The sequence below is a fragment of the Curtobacterium sp. TC1 genome (genome assembly GCF_019844075.1).
In the GTDB taxonomy this organism is placed as follows: Bacteria; Actinomycetota; Actinomycetes; order Actinomycetales; family Microbacteriaceae; genus Curtobacterium.
Map to the genome: position 1 here is coordinate 1,787,338 of NZ_CP081964.1, position 22,439 is coordinate 1,809,776.

A 22,439-nucleotide genomic window follows, 5' to 3' on the forward strand; every position below is an offset into this window, starting at 1 on the left:
GCGCCGCTGTGCTCGATCCGTGCGTGCCCCCGCGCGACAAAGCGGCTGTCGTACGACATCGACTATGTCGTCCCCGCGTGGCCGCGACAGTTGCGGCCGCGCGGCTACGACGCTCTCGATGTCGCACGACGTCGAGGATGTCGTTCGGAGTCGGGACGCGCGGATCAGGCGGGGACGGGGAACGTCGCCGCGACGCGCGAACGCACCTCGGCGCGGACGGCTCGGCGCATCACGGGGGAGAACAGCGAGTGGTCGCCGTCCTCGACCCGCACGATCGACACCGAGCCGCGCCGGCCGACCCCGCCGTAGCGGCGCAGGGCCTTCTGGCCACCGAGCCGGTCGAACAGGTCGGCGTCGTCCGGAGCGGCGATCACGACGACGTCGGTGCCGTGCTCCACCAGCGGTCGGACGTGCTCGACGACGCCGCCGACGCGGTCCCGCCGGGCGATCCACTCCCGCAGGGCCTTCGGCACGACGGCGTTGTACCGCCGGCGAACCCACAGGCGACCGGGCGAGGGGGCGTCGATCGCCCGCACGGCGTCCTCGTAGCTGCCGGGGGCCGCCGGCTGCCGGCGGTAGTCGTTCGGGCTGATCTCGACGACCAGGCGGGGTGCCTCGTCGACGGACCGACCGGCGAGCCAGGCGCCGGCGCACATCCCGACGAGCACCAGGCGGTCCGACGGGGTGCCGAGGCCGGCGACGACGGCGGACTGGTCCTCGACCCACTCCTGGGCGAAGAGGAAGCTGCGTTCGTCGTCGCGCACGGTGGAGCTCTCACCGGTGGCCCGGCGGTCGACCCGGACGACGCGGGCACCGTCACGGGCGAGCGCCCGGGCGAGGTCGACCTGGTAGTCGGTGGCACCGACCCGGTGCTCGGCGGCACCGTTGTGCAGGACCACCAGGGGCGCGTCGTGGTGCTGTGCGGACGAGACGGTCTCGACGGCGAACAGTTCGTCCGGACCGAGGCGGACGATGCGCTCGGACACCCGCCCGTCGACGTCCAGGACCTCGTCGAGCACGGGTGGCACGACCGGTCCCGACGCCGCAGGCGCCCAGGCGTCGAGCCAGGCGACGGCGGTGTCCACGGCGGCTCCCGGGATCCGCGCGTGGATGCTCGTGCCGTCGAGCAGCTCGGCACTGCCGGGCACCTCGACGGTCTCGACGGGCCCGAGGGTCTTCGGGGCACGGGTCTCCGGTCGCACGAGCGCCACGGTCGGACCGGTGCGCGGCGCGAACGCCAGGGCGGAGAGCGCTGCCGCCTCGTCCGGTTCGACCTCGATGCCGATCAGGCTCTCGACGCCGTCCACGAACCGCTCGGTGCCGATGGTGATGGTCGCCAGCGCGCGCTGCCGGCGGAGCCAGCCGCGGCCCGAGGCCGGGGCGTCCCAGACGAGCAGGGCGTCGGTCTCCTCGGCGGCGGTCGCGGCGACGAGGGCGGCCGAGGCGAGTCCGACGAACGCGACGTGCCGGACCCCGGACGTGCGGAGCACGGCGGCCGCGTGGCGCGCGGACCGGACCTGCGCGTCGGGGTCGGTGTCGGGTGCGCCGTCACCACGTCCGGACGGGTCGTAGCGCACCGAGGCGATGCCACGGGCCTCCAGGCGGTCTGCGAGCAGGCGGAGCGTGCGGTAGGCGATGACGCCCTCCTGCCCGAGCGGCGGGCAGATGACGACCCCGGCCCGCGCAGCGGGCGGCAGCTGCACGGCGGCGCGGACGGCCGGCGAACCGGACCACCCGTGCAGCGTCGTCACAGCGCGAGCGCCGCGCGGACCGGCGCCGGCCAGGCGTCGACGTCCGTGCCGTGTGCGGCGAACAGGGCGATGGTGATGCGCTCCAGTCCGAAGGCGATGCAGGCGCTGTGGGCGACCTCGCCGTCGGCGGTGCGGAGACCGAACGAGGTGCCGAAGTGGTCCTCGTGCAGGTTCGCCGAGCTGATCGCCGTGGTCGGGTGGTCGTCGCCGTAGACGGGCGTGACGAACTCGAACTTCAGCGCCTGCTCGACCTGGTTGCGGGCGAGCATCTGCCCGACGCGACCGAAGAAGGGGTCATTGGCGGGGACCACGTCGATCTCGAGCCCGAACGACTCGAGCAGCTCGCGCATCACCGGGATCCGGCCGTCGCGGTGCTGCTGGGCCGACGCCGGCGTGCCGATGTGCACGAACTCGTGCATGTGGAAGGCCTGCAGGCGCATCGGGTCGAGCGACGGCTCGCGGCGGAACGAGTCGCCGACGATGTCGAAGAACCGGCCCTCCTGCGGGATCGTGTCGCCGACCAGGCCGTACACCGGGTGGCAGACCGCGGGGGTGAGCATGAGGTCGGCGGGCTCGAGGAAGCCCTCCCACCGCTCACCGCGCTCGCGGGCGGCGAGCAGTGCCCGGTGCGTGCGGTCGTCGCCGGTGAAGCCGGAGATCGACGCGGCGAGGTCCGGGAACGACGCGATGTAGTCGGTGCGCTCGAACGCGGCGAGCGGCTCGACCGGCGGGAACCGCAGCACCTCGGCGTCGAGGTCCTGCTGGCTGCGGACGGCCGCGGCGTCGACGGCCGTGTACACGCGCTCGAACACGCCGGTCCGGCCGTACAGCCCGGGGGAGCCGAGGTCGATGAGCACGCGGTCGGCGAGCAGGCGGGCGCGGAGGGCGGCCCGCGCGGCGTCGAGGTCCGGCGCGGTGGTCGTGCTGGTGGTGGGGTCCGTGATGGTCACAGGATCACTCCCGTCATGAGGGCCAGGTCGGCGTCGTTCTTGAGGAGACGGTCGTTGCTCACCATGACGGCGGCACCGTGGGCGTCTCGGAGGTGTCGGGCGATGCTCATCGGGCCGGAGGCCGCGTACCCCGCGATCCCGACGATGCGGAGCGCCTTCGTGACGATGTCGGTGACGCGCTCGGACGCACCGATCTTGAGGGCGTTCGCGGCGAGGGCGTAGGCGCTCGAGGCGAGCACCTCGGGGTCGTCGGCCGCAGCGTCGAACCGCTCCGCGGCGTGCCGGACCGAGTCGGCGAGGGCCTGCAGGTCGACCAGGAGCTCGGCGAGCCGGAGCGCTCCGGGCGGGGTCGTCCCGATCGCGGCACGCGCCTGCTCGCGGACCGCGGTCCGGGCGCGCTCGCTCGCCGAGGCGGCGATGCCGAGCCAGACCGAGGCCCAGAGCACGTGCGAGACCGGCAGGACCGTCTGCGCCGAGATCGCCGCGTAGTCGTCGCGGAACACCCGGTCGACGGTGGTCTCGGTGTCGAGGATCCAGCCGTTGCTGCAGGTCCCACGCAGCCCCATCGTGTCCCAGGTCGAGGTCTGCGAGAGCACCATCGAGTCGGTCCGGCAGATGAGCAGGCGCTGGTCGGAGGCCGGGGCGTCTGGGTCGCGGCGGGCGGTGACGAACACCGCGTCGGCCTCGGTCGCGTACGAGATCACCGGCGCGTCCTTGCGCAGGCGGATGCGGCCGTCGTCGGTGGCCTCGATCGAGCAGGTCGAACGGCGGGCGTCGCCGCCGACCCCGCGCTCCGTCGTGGCCGAGGCGACGAGCGCGCCGTCCCGGACCGCGGCGATCGTGTCGAGCACGCCGGCACCGTCGCCGCCGTGCCGCCAGAGCGCCATGACCTGGCCCTGGTGCATCGCGAAGACCATGCCGGTGGCGGCGCAGGCCCGGCCGAGCTCGGTGGCGATCGCCGAGAGTTCGGACACGGACGCGCCCTCGCCACCGTGCTCCGTGGGGACCGCGGCGGCGAGCAGACCGTACTCGCGCATGGCCGCGATGGCCTCGCGCGGCGGGCGGGCGTCGCGGTCGACCTCGTCCGCGAACTGGGCGGCGACCGCGGCCACGGCGGCGGCGCGCTCGGCGAAGCGGTCGACGATCGGTGTCGTCGGCAGGGTCAGGGTCACGAGGCGAGCTCCGCAGCGGCGACGATCGACTCGACGGTGGCGAAGGTGGAGCGGTTCAGGACCGAGTCGGGGAACTCGACGTCGAGCTCGGACTCGACCGCGAGCATGACGTTCACGGTGGCGTGCGACGACAGCCCGAGTGCGTACAGGTCGGCGATCGAGGCGACGTCCTGTGCGTCCACGGTCAGGCGCCCGTGGTCGGCGAGTGCGCGGCGCACGGCCTGTTCGATCGTGGGGTCGAGCAGCGTCGCGGTCGTGCTCGAGTGCTGTGGTTCCTGGTCCATGCTGGCAACCATAAGGAGAACCGGGCCTCGGGAAACCGCCGTGCGGGTGCGGGAAACCGCACGCGATCCGCACCGCCTGTGCCGCGGCACAGGCGGGGACGTCAGCGGTCGGAGAGCGCCACCGCCGTGGCGACGGCCAGACCCCGTTCGTGCGCGAGGGACACCGCGATCGCGCCGCACCCGATCGCATCGGCCAGGGCAGCGGCGGTCCCGGTCAGCTCCACCGTCGGCGCGCCGTGGTCGTCGAGGACGATCGCCACCTCGCGCAGCGGGATCGCCTGGTCCGGTGCGGGGCGGAGGAGCTTCACCACGGCCTCCTTGCCCGCGAACCGGGCGGCCAGGCGCTCCGGGTCGTCGCCCGCGTCGGTGCGCTCCCGGACGGTGAAGAGCCGGTCCAGGTACCGCTCGCCGTGCGCCGAGATGCCCGCCACCACGTCCTCGACCGCGGCGAGGTCGGTCCCGGTCCGGATCGTGCTCATGGCTGCAGGCTACGCAGGTCGCGGCGGCACCGCATGCCCGCAGCGGCATGGGCGTCGGGGGCGGTTCGTATGATCGGTGCGAGAGACCACCGAGGGGGAACCGATGGCATCACCGTGGACCGGCATCATCGAGGACGCGCGACACTACCCGTCGCCGCACAACTCGCAACCGATCGTCGTGCGCGTCGAGGACGACCGCACCGCGACCGTCTTCTACGACCTGCGGCGGGGGTTGCCGGCGGAGTCGTTCGGCATCCCGTTCGGGCACGTCTGCGCCGGGGTGTTCCTGGCCGGGCTCGAGGTCGTGGCCCGAGCGCACGGCTTCGCCGTGCAGGAGCGGCTCGACCACGCCGAGATGGACTTCGGCCGGCTCGACGCCGGCGACTCCGGGGCGGCGGACGACCACCTGCACCGGTTGGGCACGGTGCGCCTGCGTCCGCGGGCGGTCACCGCCGACGACCGGGAGGCCCTGGCCGTCTTCCTGGCACGGCGCACCTCGCGCAGGCCCTACGACGCGACCCTGGTGGACGACGCCGCCGTGGACGCCGCGTCCGCCATCGCGTCGGCCGCCGGGCAGCGGTTCCGCACCACGTCCGACCGGCCGACCGTCGACGAGATCGTCCGGGTCAACCAGGAGACCCTGTTCGACGACCTGCAGCACGACGCCGTGCACGACGAGATCCTGCACTGGCTGCGGTTCTCGAAGCGGCAGGCGGTGACCACCGGCGACGGGCTGTCGGCGGAGACGATGCTCATGCCCGGACCGGTCCTGCGGTTCGCGATGGAGCACCGTGGGCTGTGGGAGGCACCCGGTGTCGGCGCGGTCTTCAAGCGGGTGTACCTGTCGACGATGCGCGGGGTCCGGCAGCTCGGGTGGCTCGAGGGGCCCTTCCGCACGCCGGCCGACTACGTCGAGGCCGGCCGGGTGTTCATGCGGATCTGGCTCGAGTTCAGCACGCGGGGGATCGCCCTGCACCCGTTCGGCACCGTGATCACGAACCCACGGTCGCACGCCGCCTTCGTCGCACGTGCCGGCGTCGACGAGTCCGACGGCCGGATGGCCTGGATGCTGTTCCGCTTCGGACACAGCGATCCACCGCCCCTGGCGCACCGCAGACCGGCGGCCGCCATGACGCTCGGGGGTGCACGGTGAAGCGCGCGGCGGTCTTCACCGTCGTGTGGGTCGTCGAGACCTTCGTGGCGCTGTTCATGCCCCGCGTCGGCACCCACAAGCTCCTGCTCACGCCGGGCATCGAGCCGCTCCGCTGGACCCTCGGACGCTGGCGTGCCTGGCGGACCGTGGAGCGGGCTGCGAAGCGGGTACCCGCCTACGGGGCGTTCCTGGCGGAGGCGGGACGGGCCTCCCGTCCGTTCCGTCTCGACACGCGTGGCGGGATCGCCGCGGCGATCTCGGGCCTGCCCGAGATGGACAAGGACTCCTACGTCAAGCGGTGGAGCATCCCCGAACGCTGCGTCGACGGGCGGCTGCCACGGCGCGGCGTGGTCGTCGACGAGTCGAGCGGGTCGAGCGGCACGCCGACCAGCTGGGTCCGCGGTCCCGACGAACGGCAGGCCACCCGGCAACTGCTGCAGCTCGGGTTCTCGCGCACCGCGAAGGACCTGCCGAAGCAGCCGTTCGTGCTCAACGCCTTCTCGCTCGGGGCGTGGGCCACGGGCATGAACGTGACCGCGTCGCTCACCGAGTCGTCGATGATCAAGTCGATCGGGCCGGACCGCGACAAGATCGTGCAGACGATGCGCGAGTTCGGCACCGACTTCACCTACATCATCTGCAGCTACCCGCCGTTCCTGAAGGCGCTGTTCGAGGACGACCGGCTCGACTGGAGCGAGTACACGATCGTCGCGGCGTTCGGTGGCGAGGGCATCAGCGAGAACATGCGCGCCCACATCGAGCAGTACGCGCAGGCCGTCCTCGGTTCCTACGGGGCGAGCGACCTCGAGATCAACCTCGGCATCGAGACGCCGTTCAGCGTGCAGCTGCGCCGGGCGATCGCAGCCTCATCCGAGCTGTCCGCAGCGCTGACGAAGCAGGCCGAGTACGGCGTGCTGCCGATGGTGTTCCAGTTCAACCCGTTCGGGTACCTGATCGAGACGAACGACCTCGGCGAACTCGTCGTCACCATCACCCGGTCCGAGAACATCAGTCCACGGATCCGGTACAACATCCACGACCGCGGGCACGTCGTGCGGATGCGGTCGCTGCGCCGGACGCTGCGCGCACACGGCTTCGACGAGCTCGCTGACGCCGCCGAGCTCGACCTGCCCTTGCTGTTCCACTACGGCCGCTCCGACCTGTCCGTCGACTACAACGGTGCGGTCGTCGCGCCCGACGTCGTGCGCGACGTGGTCTACGACGACCCCGAGCTGCTCGAGGCCGTCGAGAACCACCGGCTGATCAGCTACGAGGACGACCGGGGCGACCGACAACTGCACATCGCGTTCCAGCTCGCTGCGGGCGCCGGGTCCTTCGACTCGGACGCGGCGCGCCCTGCGGTCATCGCCGAGCTGCGGCGGTTGAACAAGGACTTCTCGAACGCGATCCGGACGGCGCCGCCCGGCACCCTGCCCACGGTGGCGTTCTACCCGTACCGGACGGGGCCGTTCCGCGAGGACGGCAAGAAGCTCAAGAACGAGTACGTCTGGCAGCTGCCCGCCGGCTCGGTGGACCAGTGGGAGCTCGACCTGGCATGGGTCGCGCCGCAGGAGGCCTGAGCGGGCACGCCGCGCGGGGCGGGCCGGTGCTCGCTAGCCGTACTGCGGTGGCCAGTCGAAGGGGGCGGGCAGGTGCGGGACCTCGCCGATCGTCGTCACGATGAGGACGACCTCGCGCCGGTTCGTCAGCTCGATCGAACGCGGGTTCCCGATCCGGCGGTGGCCGTCCACCCACACGGTGAGCTCGCCACGCAGGCCCCCGACGTGCTCCGGACCGAGCGAGACACCCCACTCGTCGAAGAACTGCCCGAGCGTGAAGGTCTGCTCGGTGGGGGACTCGACGTGCACGATGCCCGAGGTGTCGTGCGTGTGGATCTCGGCGGCGAACTTCCCCCGGTCCGAGTGCCCGATGTTCGCCGGGACCGTCACCGGGGTGTCGCCGTCCAGGATCGTCAGGTGGGTGTGGACGTGCTCGGCGAGCCGCTCGCCCCACACGTTCCGCAGCCCCGCCGCGTCGGCACGGGCGGACAGGTCGGTCGGCCGTGGCCAGGGCGGAGCGTCGCGCGACGTCTCCGCCCCCGGCGCGGCACAGCCCGACAGCAGCAGGAGTGCGGCCACCGCGACCGCGACGACGCGGGTCCTCACCAGCGGTCGTGGACCGTGGCGCGGAACCACGTGTCGTACAGGTCGCGGACCGTGGCGTCCAGGCCGTCGATCTCCGGCAGATCGCCGGCCGCCGCGTTCGACCGGGCCTGCTCCGGGTTGCGGGCGCCGGGGATCGCCGCGGTGACGCCGTCCTGCGCGACGACCCACGCCAGCGCCGCCTGCGGCACGGAGACGGCGTCGGGCAGGGATGCCGCGAAGGTCTGCGCCGCGCGCACGCCGTCGTCGTAGTCCACACCGCTGAACGTCTCGCCCTGGTCGAAGGCCTCGCCGTGCCGGTTGTAGTTGCGGTGGTCACCCTCGGCGAACGACGTCTCCGTCGTGTACTTGCCGGACAGCAACCCCGAGGCCAACGGGACGCGCGCGAGGATGCCGACCCCTGCCTCCCGGGCTGCCGGCAGCACGCGGTCCAGCGGCTTGAGCCGGAACGCGTTGAGGATGATCTGGACACTCGCGACGCCGGGCCGGGCGATCGCGGCCAACGCCTGGTCGGCCGTCTCGACACTGACGCCGTAGGCGGCGACCGAGCCGTCCGCGACCAGCGCGTCGAGGGCGTCGTACACGGCGTCGTCGCCGATGACCTCGGACGGCGGGCAGTGCAGCTGCACCAGGTCGAGCGTGTCCTGCCGCAGGTTCGTGCGCGAGCGGTCCACCCACTCGCGGAAGTTCGCCGCCACGTAGTTCGACGGGACCTGCTCGGCGCGGCGGCCCATCTTCGTCGTGACCGTCAGCGGCACGTCGGGGTTCGTCGCACGCCACGCACCGATGAGCTGCTCGCTGCGACCGTCGCCGTACACGTCGGCGGTGTCGAAGAGCGTGACACCGGACTCGACCGAGGCGTCCATCACGGCGTTCGCGTCCGCGTCGCTCACCGGACCCCAGTCACCGCCGAACTGCCACGTGCCGAGACCGATGGGGGAGACTTCGCGGCCGGTACGGCCGAGGGTGCGACTCTGCATGGCGCCGATCGTAGTCAGCGGGTTCGCGCGGTCGTTCAGCCGATGGTTTCGCGCGGTCGTTCAGCCGATGGTCGAGACCCCGCGGCGGAGCAGCGCACGGGCTGCCCGAGCGCGGGGGATGACCCAGACGGCCGCCCACAGGACCATGCCGGCCCAGAGCAGGATCAACATCGTCGTGATGAGGGCATCGTGCTGGTCGCGCATCGACCACGTCATCGCGATCCACAGCGTGCCGAGGACGACCTTGCCCCAGCCAGCGCCCTCGCGGTCGGCCTGCGCCTGGACCAGCGGGATCCACAGCTCGGCGGGTACTCCGACCGGGATCCGGCCCTCGGCGATCCAGTCGCGGACGAGGACCGAGCGCTCGTACCCGCCCTCGGCGCGCCAGGCGCGCAGCTGCAGGTACACGGCGATGGCCGCACCCGCCACCGCGGACGGGATGCCGACGGAGACCAGGACGGTGGTGGTCGCCTCGGTCCACGACGACAACACGAGCATGACGAGGACGACCGCGAACGCGGCACCCGTCACCCCGGAGCCGAGGAGCCGCAGCCGCCCGGATTCGTCGAGGACATCGGCACCGTTCACGAGGGAGAGGGTACGCGCCGTTGCTGCCCGCCCGTCGTCCGTCCGTCGGTCCGTGCTGCCCCGAGGTTCCGAAATCTCGGCATCTCGGGCCGCTGTTCGGCCGGGATCGGCACCTCGGTGATCATCGCGCGGCATGTCCTGAAACCTCACCGCGTCCGTCGGGTTCGGACTGGAGGCCCGTCCCGCGTCGTTCTCCACAGATGCGTCCGACCGTGGCCGGGCCCGGCACCTCGTGCGCGATGCTCTCGTCATGGGGAACCGAGCACGCGTCGACCAATCGCCGAATCCGTTCCCGGTGCGAGAGGCGCTGGCGGCCGGAGTGAGCCCATCACGGCTGACCCGCCGCGACCTCAGGGCTCCGGTCCACGGCGTCCGAGTCCGAGCAGACGTCCCCGTGACGGTCGTGGAAGCGATCGCCGTCGTCCTCCGGAGTGACCAGTTCGTCAGCCACACCACGGCCGCTCGGCTCTGGGGCGCGCCGCTCCCGTCGCGGCTCGACGACGAACTCGTGCACGTGACGTCGATCGGGACCGCGCCGATCATGCGTCGTCCGCAGGTCGTCCCGCACCGGCTTCGGATCGAGGGCTTCCGGCCGGAACGCGTCCGCGGCATCCCTGTCAGCCCGCCAGCGCGCGCGTGGTTCGAATCCGCGTCACTGCTCACCGTCGTCGAACTCGTCGTCCTGGGGGACTATCTCGTCGGTCCGAGCGGGCTCGCCACCATCGACGGACTGGCGGCCGCGATCGTCGCCGGGAGTCGCTCCGCACGACGAGCGCGAGCCGCACTCGACAGGGTGCGGACCGGAGTCGAGTCGCCGATGGAGACCCGACTCCGGCTCGGCGTGGTCGATGCGGGGTTCCCGGAGCCCGAGGTGAACGTCGACGTCGTGGACGACCACGGTTCCTTCCTCGGCCGAGCAGACCTCGCCTGGCCGGCGCTCCGGATCGCCCTCGAGTACGACGGTGACCACCACCGTGACCGCCGGACCTTCCAGCACGATCAACGCCGGGCGAACGGCTTCGCGGTGAACGGCTGGATCGTCATCCACGCAACATCCGCCGACACCGGGCGTCCGGCAGTGTTGTTCGAGCGACTGCGACAGGCCTTCGTCCAGCGCCAGGTCGAGGGTCGGGCTCGCCGCGCGGCCTGACGCGGCTCCGAAGCGGCCCGATGCCGGGCTGACTCGCTGCGCCGAGGTTCCACAACTCGCCGTGCGTTCGTCGCCGAGGTTCCACAGCGGCGTGCTCGGGGCCACGAGATGCCAAGATTTCGGAACCTCGGGGGACGGGCGGAAGTGGCCGACGGGCTCGGCGGGGGTCAGCTGTGGGCCAGGAGCCAGCACATGCCGGCGGCGGCGAAGGCCATCGCCCAGCTCACCAGGCTGCCGATCAGGAAGTACTCCGCCTGGTAGCCGGTCGTCTCGCGCCGGATCTCGGGGAACCGGACGATGCCCTTGGCCGCGATCAGCGCAGCGACCACCGGGAAGGCCCCCGCCACCGCGAACCCGGCCAGCAGCAGTCGTTCGATCGGGCCGATCAGGCGACCGCCCTTGAGGCGCACCGTGCTGTCCGCGGGCTGTTCGTCGTCGGGGTCGGAGCGTCGGCGTCGCCCGAACCGGCGGCGGAGGTCGTCGGCCTCGGCGCCCGTGACGGCTCCGCGCTGGAGTCCCGGCGGGAGTGCCTGGGCGACGACCACGTTCGCGGAGTCGACGAGGAACAGCGCCGAGCCGACTCCGCCCACGACGGCGGCGAGCGGAACGGCGTCGACGAACGCCAGGCCCGAGCCGTCGTGCCAGTCGACCACGAAGCCCGTGCCGTCGGGCAGCGGCCCCCAGAGCAGCAACACGGCCACGGCGACGGCGAGCAGGACCGCGGGCCAGGACCCCGACCGTCGCAGCAGCCCCTGGGCCGCCGGTTCACCACGGTCGCCGTCCGCGGTCCCGCCACCGGCTCGGACCGGCGCGGTCGTGGCGATCCACGCCGCCGCGAGCACCACCGTGACGAGGACGCTCCACACGGGGACACCCAGACCGAGCCAGGCCACGGCGGACACCCCGGCCCACAGCACGACGACCGCGATGGTGGTCAACGTACGCGGTCGGTGCGTGTCAGTACCGGTGCGTGCCCGGACGACGTCGCCCAGCCCGATGAGTGCGAGGAGGATCCCGGCGAGCATCAGCGTTCCTGTCCCGCGAGGACCCGGAGACCCTCGACGATCGCGGCCACGCCCGACTTCTGCACCGACTGGGAGACCGCTGACGGCGTGATGCCCTCGGCCGCGGCGATCTGCGCCTGGGTCCGGCCCTGGACGAGTCCGAGCGCGATGCGTCGGGCCCGTGGTGTCAGGCGGGCCACGACGTGGTCGCGGCTGAGGAAGTAGGCGTTCACGAGTCGCTCCTCGGTGCCGTGGCGGTCGTCGGACGCGTGGAACCACGACCGGAGGAAGGACGTCCGGCCGTCTTCGCGGCGGTGCGTCTCGTTGATGGCGTCGCGGGCGGACCACCACGCCGGGCCGTCCTGGAGCGGGCCGCTCGTACCGGAGCCGACGGTCCGCACGGTCCCGCGCCCCATCCCGAGTCGGACCTGCACCGTCGGCGGCAGCGCGAGCATCGCGGCGGTGCTGGCGACGAGCGCGTCGGTGAGCGTTGCGTAGATCACCTGGAACTCGTCGCCGACGGTCGCGTGCACCGGGTCCACCGGGGTGACGTCGGTCGTCTCGCGGAACGCCCGCTCGACGTCGCGCTGTGCGGCGGGGCGGTCGTCGAGCGTGCGGGAGTCGACGAGATCGAGGATCACGGCGTAGATGGGCTCGTCCGACATGGGTTAAGTGTACGGCTTACTATCGGCGAAATGAAGCCGAGCGCTGAACTAGCTCGCGACCGGGCTGTCCAGCGCAACGATACGGGGGATCGACCTCTAGGATCGAGTCGCGGGCTCTTAGCTCAGTTGGTAGAGCACTTCGTTTACACCGAAGTGGTCGGCGGTTCGAGCCCGCCAGAGCCCACCGCAGACGCGATCACGGGGGAGTCCGATGAACGGCCGACGACACGAACCGGTCCGACAGCACTCGGTTGACTTCCTGCCGGGAACGAGTGGGAACCCGGTCGCGCCGTTCCAGCGCGACCACCAGCCCGGACAGGGTCCCATCCGTCACGCCTGACCGACCGCACCGCCTGACCGACCGCACCGGTCCGCGCGACCGACGCGGGGCGGGTGGCGTGCGCCGACGGCGGACGGGAGGCACGGTGCGGGCCTGCACCGCGCCTCCCGTCCGTCCCTGACGTCGCGCCCAGGGCGCGACGTCAGCGCTCGACGTGTTCCAGGTCCGCCAGCAGTGATTCGTGGACCGGCTCCCAACCGAGCGTGCGCCGCGTGTGCTCGCTCGACGCCGGCTGGTCCATCACGAAGATCGGGGCGAACGCCCCGAACGTCTCGTCCGCGACCCGCTCGACCGGCAGTCCGAGCCGTCGGCCGATCACCTCGGCGAGGTCGCGCACCCGGTCGCCCTCGTCGGCCACGGCGTGCCAGACCGTGCCGGCCGGTGCGACCTCCAGTGCCAGCCGGAAGAGCACGGCAGCGTCCCGAGCGTGCACGGCGGGCCAGCGCTGTTCGCCGTCTCCGGGGTACCCGGCCACACCGCTGCCTCGGGCTGTCTCGGTGAGGATGCCTGCGAAGCCGCCCGTGCCGTCGGCGTGCACGGTCCGCGGCAGGCGGATCGCCGACACCCGGACGCCGCGCTCCGCGAGCTCGAGTGCGGCGAGGACCGATCGGGCGCGGCCTGCGACCGGTCCCTCGAGGGGCAGGGGGTCGGCCTCGGTCGACGCCCTGCCCGGGACCCACGGCGTGCCGGACACGACGACGAACGGGCGGTCGGAGCCGACGAGTTCCTCGCCGAGTACGGCCATCGCAGCCGCTTCCTCGGCGATGCCCCGGCTCAGGGCTTCCGGCGAGCTGAAGTCGTTCGAGAACGCGAGGCTGACGACGCCGTCGGCGGCGCGCGCACCGGCACGGAGGACGTCGAGGTCGCTGAGACCGCCCTGGACCGGTTCGGCGCCCGCCGCGGTGAGGGCTGCAGCCGAGCGTTCCGAGCGGGCGAGCGCAGTGACGCTGTGGCCTGCGGCGATGAGTTCGGCGACGACGGCCGTTCCGATGGTGCCGGTGCCGCCGGTGATGAAGACGCGCATGGGATCCTCCAGTGATGGGACAAGTGTCTCATCACCGTACACCCGTGATGAGACAATTGTCCCGTCGCGTAGGATGCTCCCATGGCGCGATGGGAACCGGGAGCTCGGGAACGGCTGGTCCTGGCCGCCGTCGACCTGTTCTCCGAGCAGGGGTACGACGAGACGACCGTGACGCAGATCGCCGAGCGAGCGGGGGTCACGAAGAGCACCTTCTTCCGACACTTCCCGGACAAGCGCGAACTGCTCGTCGCCGGGCAGGAGACGCTGAGCCGTTTGTTGTCCGAGGGGATCACCGACGCAGCGCCCGAACGTTCACCGCTCGACGCCGTCGCCGCTGGGCTCGAACGAGCATCGGGCGAGATGGGTCCGATGAACCGCGAGCTGGGACCGCGACTCAAGGCCGCGGTCGCCGCGAGCGGCGAGCTGCAGGAGCGCGATGCCCTGAAGAGCGTCGGGATGGCCGCCGCGATGACCGATGCGCTCATCGAGCGCGGGGTCGCGGAACCGACGGCCCGGCTCGCGAGCGAGATGGGCGTGCTCGCCTTCAAGCAGGGGTTCGACCGGTGGGCCGGAGCGGCACGCGCTGATGACGACGGACTCGCGGGTCATGCGCTCGCAGCGTTCGCCGAGCTGCGGGAGGCTGCTGCGGCGCTCCGGTGAGCACCGCCGACGCGGTACGACGAGGCCGTTGTCGCACGACGTCGACCTCGTCGTTCCGCATCGGGTCAGTGCCGACCAGCGCCCGCGTCAGCCGGCCACGACGTGCGGGTACTCGTCCGAACGCCCCTGGAACGCGAGGATCGCCGGGTTGCGCACGTGGCCGTCCTCGATCTCGACGGCGCGTCGGACCGTGTCCGAGTCTGCCCACGACGACGGGCCCTCCATGACCGGTCGGAGGAACGGCATGAGCGCCTCGCTGATCTCCCACGTCGTCGAGTTCCAGAGCAGCGACGGGCTGTGGTCGACGGCGTAGTAGTTCGTGCTCTCGCCGACGGTGGTCATCGGTTCCGCGAAGGTCGTCGCCTGCGCCCACTCGAACCCCATCCCCACGTCGATCGAGACATCGACGATGAGGCTGCCCGGACGGAACACGCCCAGGTCCTCGGTCCGCAGGTACGTGAGCGGGGCGTTCGGGTCCTGGAGCGTGCAGTTCACGACGATGTCGTTCTCGGCCAGGTACGGCGCCAGTGGCACCGGACCGTCCTCGGTCTTCACCGTGTTGCCGCTGGGGTCGTGGTCGTCCTGGCTGATCTGCAGCATGTCGACGGAGGGGATCGGCGACCCCACGGCCGCGATGTCGCGGTTGGTCAGGACGCGGACGTCGTGGATCCCGTGGGCGTTCAGCGCGGTGACGGCACCGCGGGCGGTGGCCCCGAAGCCGATCACGACCGCGGTGAGGCGGCGGCCGTAGTCCCCGGTGGAGCCGCAGAGCTGCAGGGCGTGGATGACGGAGCAGTAGCCCGCGAGCTCGTTGTTCTTGTGGAACACGTGCAGGCCGAACCCGCCGTCCGACCGCCAGTGGTTCATCGACTCCCACGCGATGAGGGTCAGGCGCTTGTCGATCGCGACCTGGGTGAGGGCGGGGTCCTGCACGCAGTGCGGCCAGCCCCACAGGACTTGTCCGTCCCGCAGGTCCTCGAGGTCGGACACCTGGGGTTTGGGCAGCAGCACGACGTCCGACGCGGCGATGACTTCGTCACGGTCCGCCATGGCGCCGACGACGGGTTCGAGCTGGTCGTCCGTGACGCCGAAGCGTCGACCGTACCCGCGTTCCAGGATGATGTTCGCGCGCAGGTCGGGGTCGATGCGCTCGAAGTGGGCGGGATGGATCGGGAGGCGGCGTTCGTCGGGTTTCCGCGACTCGGCCAGCACCCCGAGGTGCAGCAGCGGCGATGCTGCCGGTGTTTGGGTCATGGTGCACTCTACGGCCGCTGGCCGCGGCCGAGCGGCCGAGCGGCCGAGCGGCCACGTCACCCGCGGCGGTCGGCGAGCGCCGTGAGCACCAGGGTCTCCATGTCGGGGCCGTCCTGAGCCCCGTGGTCGATCAACAGTCCGTGCATCCCGGCGGCCCGAGCCGCCTCCACGTCGTGCGCGACACTGTCCCCGACGAACAAGCAGCCGCTCGGCTCGACGCCGAGTTCGGCCGACAGGGTCTCGAATGCTCGGCGGTCCGGTTTCTGCACCCCGATCCGCTCCGAGGTGCACACGACGTCGATCGCGTCGAGCAGGCCGGTCCGGCGCAGCTTGTCGACCTGCTGCGTCTCGGTGCCGTTCGTCAGCACGCCGATGCGGTACCCCTGCGCTCGCAGCGTCCGCAGCAGCGGCAAGCTGTCCGGGTACGCGCGCCACGATGCCTCGTAGTGGTGCCGGTACGCGTCGAAGAGCTCATCGAGCTCCTGCCGGTCAGTGGGAGTCGGGACACCGAGCGCGGGCAGGACGGCCCGCAGCCGTTCGCGCCGCTGCTCGGGGAAGCTGATCTGCCCGACTCGCCACCGCTCGAACTGCTCGGTCTCGGCGGCGAACCAGCGGTCGATTGCGGACACCGAGACCGGGATGCCGAGTGACTCGAGGAACCGGGCGGCACCGGTGGTCGCTGCGCCACGGTGGTCGAACAGCGTCCCGTCGAGGTCGAACCCGACCGCGCGGAGCCCCGACGGCGATCGGTTCGTCATGAGCCCAGGATGGCGCAAGACTGGAGCAGTGTCTCCCACCGCAGCACCACAGACGATCCACTTCCACCAGAAGCACCACGACGCCGTCCAGCGCGGCGACAAGGTCACGACGGTGCGCTGGAACGAGAACGTCCGCACCGGCCCCGCGGTGTTCGTCTTCGACGAGCGCCCCTCGGCGACCCCGCTGGCCGGCCAGGTCACCGAGGTGACCGACCACCGGTTGACGGAACTCACCCCTCGGGCGGCGCACCAGCCGGCCGACACCGACATGGTCGACTTCGCCCGGCAGCTGCGCGCCAACTACTACCCGGACATGCCGGACGACGCGGTGGTCCAGGTCGCGGTCATCGCGCTCGACGCGACACCGCCTGCATGACGTCCGCCAGGGCGGTGGACGCCACGACCTGACGGACGGGAGGCGCGGTCCGGGCCCGCCCCGTGCCTCCCGTCCGCCCGTCGGTCGCGCCCAGGGCGCGTGGTGGCGATCAGCCGTCGGTCTCGCCGTCGACGCAGTTCTCGACCTGCTGCGCGAGCTGCGAGTCGTCACTGAACGAGCTCGGCGCCGCGGTCGCGGCGGTGTCCGACACCGCGTCCCGCGCGGTGTCGTTGACGGCGTAGAGCGGGCCGTCGAAGTCGTCTGCGGTCGGGTCGGCGGTGCTCGCCCAGACCGACACGGCGTCCTCTTCGTCGTCCTCGTTCGTGTCGTCGTCGCCCTTCGGCATGATCGTCGCACCGAGGTACCAGCCGCCGTCGCCCTTCTGGATGTTGGCGGCGGTGACGGTGTCGTCCGGCCCGACGGCGTCCGCGATCAGGTCGACCGCGGCACCCGAGGCGAGGTCGCACTCGGCGGCCTGGGACTTCTCCTCGGAACCGGGCAGCTGCCCGACGGGGTTCGGGTTCTGGGCGCCGCCGGGGTCGCAGGCGGTGAGCAGCAGTGCGATGGTGGCGGCACCGAACAGCGCCGTGGCGGTCTTCGTCAGCGTGGACATGGACGTGACGGTAGGCGAGCACGGGTGCGCGGCGACCCAGGTGCCCGCGACGGCCGGTGGTGCGGCGATCCGACCGTCACCGGTGCAGCGTGGCCTTCGGGTACTCCCCGTAGCGGCTCGTGTACTCCGCCGAGAACCGGCCGAGGTGGGCGAACCCCCAGCGGCGGGCGACCTCGCTCACCGAGGTGGACGTGGAGTCGAGTCGCAGCAGATCACCTCGGACGCGCTGGAGACGCACGGAGCGGACGTAGGCCGAGGGCGGCATCCCGAACAGCCGCTGGAACGACTCCTGCACGGCGCGGACGCTCAAGCCCGACACGGCGGCGAGGTCCGACACGGCGATCGGTTCCGCCGCGTGCTCGTGCACGTGGTCGACGGCTCGCCGGATCCGGGCGTTCCGCGGAGCCCACAGGGCGCTCGACAGCCCGGCGGCCTTGGGCGGGTACAGCGTGAGGAACGCCACGGCGACGGCCCGGGTGGCGTCCGACCAGGCACTGGAGGCGACACCGTGTTCCGCGAGGGCCCGACGAGCGGACTCGAGGACCTGCCGCCAGTGGGCGACGGCGTCGGCGGAGGGGACCGCGCGTTCGTCGAGGTGCAGACCGCCGGACGGCAGGCCGTGGCGCTCCTCGGCGACGGTCCGGACGAAGGAACGGTCGAGGTGCACCACAACGGCGTCGTGGTTGCGCGCCTCGACCACGGCGTGTCGTTCGGTCGGCATCAGTGCCGGCACGCCGTTGTCGACCGGCCCGGCCCCGCGGAGCAGGTCGAGCGTGACGACCCCGCCGAGCACCAGGACGACGACGAACGCGTCGTCGGGAGCCACGGTGCCGCGGACGTAGCCGCGCATCTGCGACCGGCGGAGCGTCACGTTGCCGTCACCGACGGCGAGGTACCGGAACGAGTACGCCCCGGTGGTCGGACGGGTCTGCCAGGCGGTGCCCGTGACGAGGCCCGGCAACTGCTCGAGGGCCTGTTCGGGCGAGGACGCCGAGGCTTCCAGGCGGACCGGTGCGACCGCGGTCACGGTGGTCTGCTCGGTGGTGTTCGCGGATGACGTCTCGTCGACGGATTGCTGCGGCACGATGGGTATCCCTGATCGTCTCGAGGAACACAGGAGTTCCGGCGACCAGGGTCCGGGGCAGCTGCCGCAAAGCTACGTCGGTCCTGCTCCGGGCACAAGAGCGGCGATCATGCTCCTGTCCCGAGCTGCGCGCGCTCTCCTACGTTCCGTGACGAATCACTGCGCTGCGTTACGTCGCCGCTCGTGCGCGTCGCTCGCTCGTGTTTGCATCGCTGCACTGACGAGGGAGTGTTGCATGACGCACGTCGAACGCACCGCCCGCGCGGCCACGGTGCCGCTGCGGATCGCGGTGTTCTCGCACGGTACCGAGGCGCCGCCGGCGACCCGGGCGTACCGCGAGGAGCTCGAGCTGTTCACCGCGGCGGAACGCCTCGGGTACGACGGGGCCTGGGTCCGCCAGTTCCACTTCCGGCACGACGACGCACCGGCTCGCGGCGGGCTGCCGTCCCCGTTCGTCTTCTTCGCCGCCCTCGCCGAACGGACCTCCACCCTGCGGCTCGGGCTCGGCGCGGTCACGCTGCCGCACGAGGACCCGGTCCGTGTCGCCGAGGACGCGGCGGTCCTCGACGCGATCAGCGACGGACGGGTGGAACTCGGCGTCGCGAACGGCGGCGGCCCGGAGACCCTCGACGTCTTCGCGCCCGGTCTGGTCGGGGCCGACCACGACGTCCGTCGTGCCGCGTTCGACGAGCAGCTCGCACGGCTGCTCGACGCACTGCGCGGTGCGTCACTCGGCACGGGGACCGCACGCCTCAACCCGGACGGCAGCGGGCTGCTCGACCGGATCTGGGACGCCACGCTCAGCGCCGAGAGCGCCGCCATCGCCGCTCGTCGGGGGCACGGGGTGCTGATCGGCACCACGCAGACCGTGCCGGCCGAGGTCACCGCGGACGCCTACTACGCCGCACTGCCGGACGGTGCGGTTCCCCGGGTCGCACTCTCGACGGCGATCTACCCGGCCCCGGACCGCGAGACCGCGTTGCGTGAGGCGCGTGCGGGCATCGAGGCGAAGTACGCGTGGGGCGAGTCGTTCCTGCCACCGGCGACCACCCTGGCCGAGAAGGCCGCGTCGCTCAACCTGCACTACGGCACGGCTGACGACATCGCGGAGTCGATCGCGTCGAAGCCGTACGCCCGGTACGCGACGCAGCTCAACGTGCAGGTCGACGACGGCTACGCCGACGTCGGCGCGCGCTCGGACGCCCTCGCCCTGTTCGCCGAACAGGTTGCCCCGCAGCTGGGCGCCGTCCTGGCCCACGAGGCGGTGACGGCATGACCCGCGACAACGGCCTGGTGCTCGGCGGCATGGTGTTCTACCCCGGCGGCGAGCACGTCACGAGCTGGCGCCTGCCGGGCAGCGAACCGGATGCCTACCTGGACGTCGAGTACTACGCCCGGTTCGCGCAGACCCTCGAGCGCGGTGGGTTCGCGACGCTGTTCATCGCCGACGAGCTGTACGTCTGGGACCGCTTCGCGTCGGGCATCGACCACGCCGTGAACATCCGCACCGAGCCCTTCACCCTGCTCGGTGCCCTGTCGCAGCGGACCGAGCACATCGGGCTCGCGGCGACGGTCTCGACCACGTACAACGAGCCGTACCACGTGGCCCGGAAGCTGGCCTCGATCGACCACCTGAGCGAGGGCCGCGCCGCCTGGAACCTCGTCACGAGCGCCTCGGACGAAGAAGCCTGGAACTTCGGTCGCGACGCGAACCTCGACCACGCCGTCCGCTACCGCCGGGGTGCCGAGTTCGTCGACGTCGTGCAGGGCCTCTGGGACAGCTGGGACGACGACGCGTTCCTGTACGACCAGGAGTCCGGCTACTTCGCGAAGCGCGACGGACTGCACGTGCTCGACCACGAGGGCGAGTTCTTCCGGGTGCGCGGGCCGCTCAACATCGCCCGGCCGCCACAGGCCCACCCGGTGCTGTTCCAAGCCGGGGCGTCCGAGGCCGGCCGTGCGCTGGCCGGTGCGAAGGCCGAGGGCGTCTTCACCCTCTGGCAGGACGACCTCGCCGACGCGCAGGCCCTGTACGCCGACTACAAGCGCCGCGCCGTCGAGCACGGACGTGATGCGTCGTCGATGCTGATCCTGCCGGCGGTGTCGCCGGTGATCGGCGACACCGAGGCCGACGCGCTGCGGCAGCTCGACGAGATCGAGGAGCTGACACCGGACCGCGTCTCGCTCGACCTGCTGTCGCACTACCTGCAGACCGACCTGTCCGACCGGCCGCTCGACGCACCGTTCGAGCACGTCTTCGACGAGACGGCGATCAACCAGTCGAAGTCCGTCTACGAGTCGATCCGCCGCATCGCCGCCGAGGCCACCACGCTCCGCGAGGTCTACCGGACGATCCTGCGCCGTCGGTTCCTGCCGGGCACGCCCGAACAGATCGCCGACTGGCTGACCGAGCGCTACGAGCAGGACGCCGCCGACGGCTACATGCTCGCGTTCTCGTCGATCCCGGTGAGCGTCGACCGGTTCGTCGACCAGGTCGTGCCGGAGCTCGAACGCCGTGGCGTGTACGACCGCACGTACCGCGGCGACACCCTGCGGGAGCACCTCGGACTGGCGCGACCGGCGAGTCGGTACGACGATTCGGCGCCCGCGCCCGCGGCGGTCGACCAGGAGGCGTCAGCATGAGCGACCGCATCCTGCTGGGCGCCTTCGCCTTCCACCCGGGTGGCGCGCACGTCACCGGGTGGCGGCACCCGTCCTCGCGCCCCGCCGAGCACCTGAGCATCCGGCACCACCGGCACATCGCGCAGACCGCCGAGCGCGGGGTGTTCGACACGCTCTTCCTCGCCGACGGCCTGTACTTCTGGGACCGGTACCCGTCGGGCGTCGACCACTACGGGGCACTGCGGCCCGAACCGTTCACGCTGCTCGCCGCGCTGTCCCAGGTGACGTCGCGGATCGGCCTCGCCGCGACCGTGTCGACGACGTACAACGAGCCGTACCACGTGGCCAGGACCCTCGCCTCGCTCGACCACCTCAGCGGTGGGCGGGCCGCGTGGAACCTCGTCACGAGCCGGTACGACGAAGAGGCCCGCAACTTCGGTGGTGACACCCACATCGACCACTCCCGGCGGTACGAGCGCGGTCGCGAGTTCGTCGACGTCGTGAACGGACTGCTGGACAGCTGGGACGACGACGCGATCGTGGCCGACCCGGCGTCCGGGGTCTTCGCGCACCGCGACGGCCTGCACCGTCTCGACCACGAGGGCGAGTTCTTCCGGGTGCGCGGGCCGCTCAACATCGCCCGGCCGCCGCAGGGTCACCCGCTGCTGTTCCAGGCCGGCGGGTCCGAGTCCGGGCTGGAGCTCGCCGCGAACACGGCCGACGCGGTGTTCACCCGTGGCGGTTCCACCGCGGACGTCCGACGCTTCGTCGACGACCTGCGCGCCCGCGCCGTCCGGCACGGCCGCTCCGCCGACGCGGTGAAGATCATGCCGTCGGTGATGCCGGTCGTGGGGGAGACCGCCGCCGACGCCCGAGCCGAGGCGGACGCGATCCTCGCCCTGACGCCGGACGCCCTCATCCTCGAGGACGTGTCGCACCAGATCGGGCAGGACCTGTCCGGCCGCGACGTCGACGTGCCGTTCGACTACGCCGAGGAGTTCGACACCTCGAACGAGACCCGCTCGCCGAAGCCCGCGGTCGATCGGCTGCTCGCCGACGGCCCCGCGACGCCCCGCGACGTCTACGCGTGGTCGTACCGCCGCAGCCTGCTGACGGGCACCGGACCGGAGATCGCCGACCGGTTCGAGGAGCTCGCCGACGACGGTGGCGCCGACGGCTTCATCGTGCAGTTCCCGTACCTGCCCGGCGGGATCGACCGGTTCGTCGACCACGTCGTGCCAGAACTGCAGCGCCGCGGCCGGACCGCCACGGCGTACGACGACCGCACCCTGCGCGAGCGCTTCGACCACCCCCGGGTGCCGGACCGCGCGCACCGCTGACCGCCCCACCCCTCCCAGCACCGCACCCCT

General features: G+C 72.1%; 23 protein-coding genes and 1 tRNA gene. 9 read left to right on the forward strand and 15 right to left on the reverse strand.

The features are described from left to right. Positions 1-164: 164 nt before the first annotated feature. The 5 genes from KZI27_RS09555 to KZI27_RS09575 all read right to left on the reverse strand — a co-directional run bounded on the left by KZI27_RS09555 (position 165) and on the right by KZI27_RS09575 (position 4,636). The gene (locus tag KZI27_RS09555) at positions 165-1,751 is read right to left on the reverse strand and encodes an alpha/beta hydrolase (RefSeq protein WP_222660857.1); all 1,587 of its coding nucleotides are present in this window, start codon (positions 1,749-1,751) and stop codon (positions 165-167) included. Continuing rightward, positions 1,748-2,701, reverse strand: a complete 954-nt coding sequence (locus tag KZI27_RS09560; protein WP_222660859.1) for an amino acid--[acyl-carrier-protein] ligase — start codon at positions 2,699-2,701, stop codon at positions 1,748-1,750. The genes KZI27_RS09555 and KZI27_RS09560 overlap by 4 nt, the downstream gene beginning before the upstream one ends. Further along, a complete protein-coding gene (locus KZI27_RS09565) occupies positions 2,698-3,873 on the reverse strand; it encodes an acyl-CoA dehydrogenase family protein (RefSeq protein ID WP_222660861.1) in 1,176 nt (391 codons plus the stop codon). Before KZI27_RS09565 ends, KZI27_RS09560 begins: the two co-directional genes overlap by 4 nt. After that, on the reverse strand, positions 3,870-4,157 hold the full coding sequence (locus tag KZI27_RS09570; RefSeq protein WP_222660863.1) for an acyl carrier protein: 288 nt from the start codon (positions 4,155-4,157) through the stop codon (positions 3,870-3,872). The genes KZI27_RS09565 and KZI27_RS09570 overlap by 4 nt, the downstream gene beginning before the upstream one ends. Positions 4,158-4,258: 101 nt before the next feature. Continuing rightward, positions 4,259-4,636 carry a holo-ACP synthase gene (locus KZI27_RS09575; RefSeq protein ID WP_123312862.1) on the reverse strand — a complete coding sequence of 126 codons (378 nt, stop codon included), beginning with the start codon at positions 4,634-4,636 and terminating at the stop codon, positions 4,259-4,261. A 103-nt stretch (positions 4,637-4,739) separates the two neighbouring features. Here KZI27_RS09575 and KZI27_RS09580 point away from each other — a divergent pair, with 103 nt between their 5' ends. Together KZI27_RS09580 and KZI27_RS09585 are read left to right on the forward strand one after the other, a co-directional pair. Further along, positions 4,740-5,789, forward strand: a complete 1,050-nt coding sequence (locus KZI27_RS09580; protein ID WP_222660866.1) for a hypothetical protein — start codon at positions 4,740-4,742, stop codon at positions 5,787-5,789. Further along, on the forward strand, positions 5,786-7,369 hold the full coding sequence (locus KZI27_RS09585; protein ID WP_261784204.1) for a CoF synthetase: 1,584 nt from the start codon (positions 5,786-5,788) through the stop codon (positions 7,367-7,369). The genes KZI27_RS09580 and KZI27_RS09585 overlap by 4 nt, the downstream gene beginning before the upstream one ends. A 33-nt stretch (positions 7,370-7,402) precedes the next feature. On the opposite strand, the gene KZI27_RS09590 is transcribed toward KZI27_RS09585, so the two are convergent. Genes KZI27_RS09590 through KZI27_RS09600 form a run of 3 tightly spaced genes read right to left on the reverse strand, consistent with a single transcriptional unit; the run spans position 7,403 to position 9,519 of the window. Further along, the gene (locus tag KZI27_RS09590; RefSeq protein ID WP_222660868.1) at positions 7,403-7,954 is read right to left on the reverse strand and encodes a hypothetical protein; all 552 of its coding nucleotides are present in this window, start codon (positions 7,952-7,954) and stop codon (positions 7,403-7,405) included. Continuing rightward, positions 7,951-8,931, reverse strand: a complete 981-nt coding sequence (locus KZI27_RS09595; protein ID WP_222660870.1) for an aldo/keto reductase — start codon at positions 8,929-8,931, stop codon at positions 7,951-7,953. The genes KZI27_RS09590 and KZI27_RS09595 overlap by 4 nt, the downstream gene beginning before the upstream one ends. Before the next feature lie 60 nt (positions 8,932-8,991). Continuing rightward, complete coding sequence (locus KZI27_RS09600; RefSeq protein ID WP_222660872.1) at positions 8,992-9,519, reverse strand: hypothetical protein; 528 nt, start codon at positions 9,517-9,519, stop codon at positions 8,992-8,994. A 394-nt stretch (positions 9,520-9,913) separates the two neighbouring features. Here KZI27_RS09600 and KZI27_RS09605 point away from each other — a divergent pair, with 394 nt between their 5' ends. Beyond that, positions 9,914-10,669 carry a hypothetical protein gene (locus KZI27_RS09605; protein WP_222660874.1) on the forward strand — a complete coding sequence of 252 codons (756 nt, stop codon included), beginning with the start codon at positions 9,914-9,916 and terminating at the stop codon, positions 10,667-10,669. Between the two features lie 167 nt (positions 10,670-10,836). On the opposite strand, the gene KZI27_RS09610 is transcribed toward KZI27_RS09605, so the two are convergent. After that, the gene (locus KZI27_RS09610) at positions 10,837-11,694 is read right to left on the reverse strand and encodes a hypothetical protein (RefSeq protein WP_222660876.1); all 858 of its coding nucleotides are present in this window, start codon (positions 11,692-11,694) and stop codon (positions 10,837-10,839) included. Continuing rightward, positions 11,694-12,338 (reverse strand): SatD family protein, encoded by a 645-nt coding sequence (locus KZI27_RS09615; RefSeq protein WP_222660877.1) that lies wholly within the window; start codon positions 12,336-12,338, stop codon positions 11,694-11,696. The genes KZI27_RS09610 and KZI27_RS09615 overlap by 1 nt, the downstream gene beginning before the upstream one ends. Positions 12,339-12,449: 111 nt before the next feature. Between KZI27_RS09615 and KZI27_RS09620 the strand changes: the two genes are divergently transcribed. Beyond that, positions 12,450-12,522, forward strand: a tRNA-Val gene (locus KZI27_RS09620). A 298-nt stretch (positions 12,523-12,820) separates the two neighbouring features. Here the strand turns inward: KZI27_RS09620 and KZI27_RS09625 are convergent. Beyond that, a complete protein-coding gene (locus KZI27_RS09625) occupies positions 12,821-13,702 on the reverse strand; it encodes an NAD-dependent epimerase/dehydratase family protein (protein ID WP_222660879.1) in 882 nt (293 codons plus the stop codon). 81 nt (positions 13,703-13,783) lie between these two features. Between KZI27_RS09625 and KZI27_RS09630 the strand changes: the two genes are divergently transcribed. Further along, on the forward strand, positions 13,784-14,362 hold the full coding sequence (locus KZI27_RS09630; protein WP_222660881.1) for a TetR/AcrR family transcriptional regulator: 579 nt from the start codon (positions 13,784-13,786) through the stop codon (positions 14,360-14,362). Positions 14,363-14,449: 87 nt separating this feature from the next. Here the strand turns inward: KZI27_RS09630 and KZI27_RS09635 are convergent, their stop codons facing one another. Continuing rightward, positions 14,450-15,616, reverse strand: coding sequence for a N(5)-(carboxyethyl)ornithine synthase (locus KZI27_RS09635; protein ID WP_222660883.1), 1,167 nt, complete (start codon positions 15,614-15,616; stop codon positions 14,450-14,452). Between the two features lie 56 nt (positions 15,617-15,672). Beyond that, positions 15,673-16,374 carry an HAD family hydrolase gene (locus tag KZI27_RS09640; protein WP_222660885.1) on the reverse strand — a complete coding sequence of 234 codons (702 nt, stop codon included), beginning with the start codon at positions 16,372-16,374 and terminating at the stop codon, positions 15,673-15,675. A 28-nt stretch (positions 16,375-16,402) separates the two neighbouring features. Between KZI27_RS09640 and KZI27_RS09645 the strand changes: the two genes are divergently transcribed. After that, positions 16,403-16,750 carry an ASCH domain-containing protein gene (locus KZI27_RS09645; RefSeq protein ID WP_261784207.1) on the forward strand — a complete coding sequence of 116 codons (348 nt, stop codon included), beginning with the start codon at positions 16,403-16,405 and terminating at the stop codon, positions 16,748-16,750. A 109-nt stretch (positions 16,751-16,859) separates the two neighbouring features. Here the strand turns inward: KZI27_RS09645 and KZI27_RS09650 are convergent, their stop codons facing one another. Together KZI27_RS09650 and KZI27_RS09655 are read right to left on the reverse strand one after the other, a co-directional pair. After that, on the reverse strand, positions 16,860-17,363 hold the full coding sequence (locus KZI27_RS09650; protein WP_222660889.1) for a hypothetical protein: 504 nt from the start codon (positions 17,361-17,363) through the stop codon (positions 16,860-16,862). A gap of 76 nt (positions 17,364-17,439) precedes the next feature. Continuing rightward, positions 17,440-18,447: a helix-turn-helix transcriptional regulator gene (locus KZI27_RS09655; RefSeq protein WP_222660891.1), complete on the reverse strand. Its 1,008-nt coding sequence runs from the start codon at positions 18,445-18,447 to the stop codon at positions 17,440-17,442. Between the two features lie 235 nt (positions 18,448-18,682). On the opposite strand from KZI27_RS09655, the gene KZI27_RS09660 reads away from it, so the two are divergent. Genes KZI27_RS09660 through KZI27_RS09670 form a run of 3 tightly spaced genes read left to right on the forward strand, consistent with a single transcriptional unit; the run spans position 18,683 to position 22,409 of the window. Then, positions 18,683-19,723: an LLM class flavin-dependent oxidoreductase gene (locus KZI27_RS09660; RefSeq protein ID WP_222660893.1), complete on the forward strand. Its 1,041-nt coding sequence runs from the start codon at positions 18,683-18,685 to the stop codon at positions 19,721-19,723. Next, on the forward strand, positions 19,720-21,090 hold the full coding sequence (locus KZI27_RS09665; protein ID WP_222660895.1) for an LLM class flavin-dependent oxidoreductase: 1,371 nt from the start codon (positions 19,720-19,722) through the stop codon (positions 21,088-21,090). The genes KZI27_RS09660 and KZI27_RS09665 overlap by 4 nt, the downstream gene beginning before the upstream one ends. Then, positions 21,087-22,409 carry an NtaA/DmoA family FMN-dependent monooxygenase gene (locus KZI27_RS09670; protein ID WP_222660897.1) on the forward strand — a complete coding sequence of 441 codons (1,323 nt, stop codon included), beginning with the start codon at positions 21,087-21,089 and terminating at the stop codon, positions 22,407-22,409. The genes KZI27_RS09665 and KZI27_RS09670 overlap by 4 nt, the downstream gene beginning before the upstream one ends. Positions 22,410-22,439 lie beyond the last annotated feature (30 nt).

What these genes read in the sequence shown, in the direction of transcription:
- KZI27_RS09570 (WP_222660863.1), bottom strand. Translation starts at nt 4,157, where the DNA reads ATGGACCAGGAACCACAGCACTCGAGCACGACCGCGACGCTGCTCGAC.
- KZI27_RS09575 (WP_123312862.1), bottom strand. Translation starts at nt 4,636, where the DNA reads ATGAGCACGATCCGGACCGGGACCGACCTCGCCGCGGTCGAGGACGTG.
- KZI27_RS09580 (WP_222660866.1), top strand. Translation starts at nt 4,740, where the DNA reads ATGGCATCACCGTGGACCGGCATCATCGAGGACGCGCGACACTACCCG.
- KZI27_RS09595 (WP_222660870.1), bottom strand. Translation starts at nt 8,931, where the DNA reads ATGCAGAGTCGCACCCTCGGCCGTACCGGCCGCGAAGTCTCCCCCATC.
- KZI27_RS09610 (WP_222660876.1), bottom strand. Translation starts at nt 11,694, where the DNA reads ATGCTCGCCGGGATCCTCCTCGCACTCATCGGGCTGGGCGACGTCGTC.
- KZI27_RS09615 (WP_222660877.1), bottom strand. Translation starts at nt 12,338, where the DNA reads ATGTCGGACGAGCCCATCTACGCCGTGATCCTCGATCTCGTCGACTCC.
- KZI27_RS09625 (WP_222660879.1), bottom strand. Translation starts at nt 13,702, where the DNA reads ATGCGCGTCTTCATCACCGGCGGCACCGGCACCATCGGAACGGCCGTC.
- KZI27_RS09630 (WP_222660881.1), top strand. Translation starts at nt 13,784, where the DNA reads ATGGCGCGATGGGAACCGGGAGCTCGGGAACGGCTGGTCCTGGCCGCC.
- KZI27_RS09635 (WP_222660883.1), bottom strand. Translation starts at nt 15,616, where the DNA reads ATGACCCAAACACCGGCAGCATCGCCGCTGCTGCACCTCGGGGTGCTG.
- KZI27_RS09640 (WP_222660885.1), bottom strand. Translation starts at nt 16,374, where the DNA reads ATGACGAACCGATCGCCGTCGGGGCTCCGCGCGGTCGGGTTCGACCTC.
- KZI27_RS09650 (WP_222660889.1), bottom strand. Translation starts at nt 17,363, where the DNA reads ATGTCCACGCTGACGAAGACCGCCACGGCGCTGTTCGGTGCCGCCACC.
- KZI27_RS09660 (WP_222660893.1), top strand. Translation starts at nt 18,683, where the DNA reads ATGACGCACGTCGAACGCACCGCCCGCGCGGCCACGGTGCCGCTGCGG.
- KZI27_RS09665 (WP_222660895.1), top strand. Translation starts at nt 19,720, where the DNA reads ATGACCCGCGACAACGGCCTGGTGCTCGGCGGCATGGTGTTCTACCCC.
- KZI27_RS09670 (WP_222660897.1), top strand. Translation starts at nt 21,087, where the DNA reads ATGAGCGACCGCATCCTGCTGGGCGCCTTCGCCTTCCACCCGGGTGGC.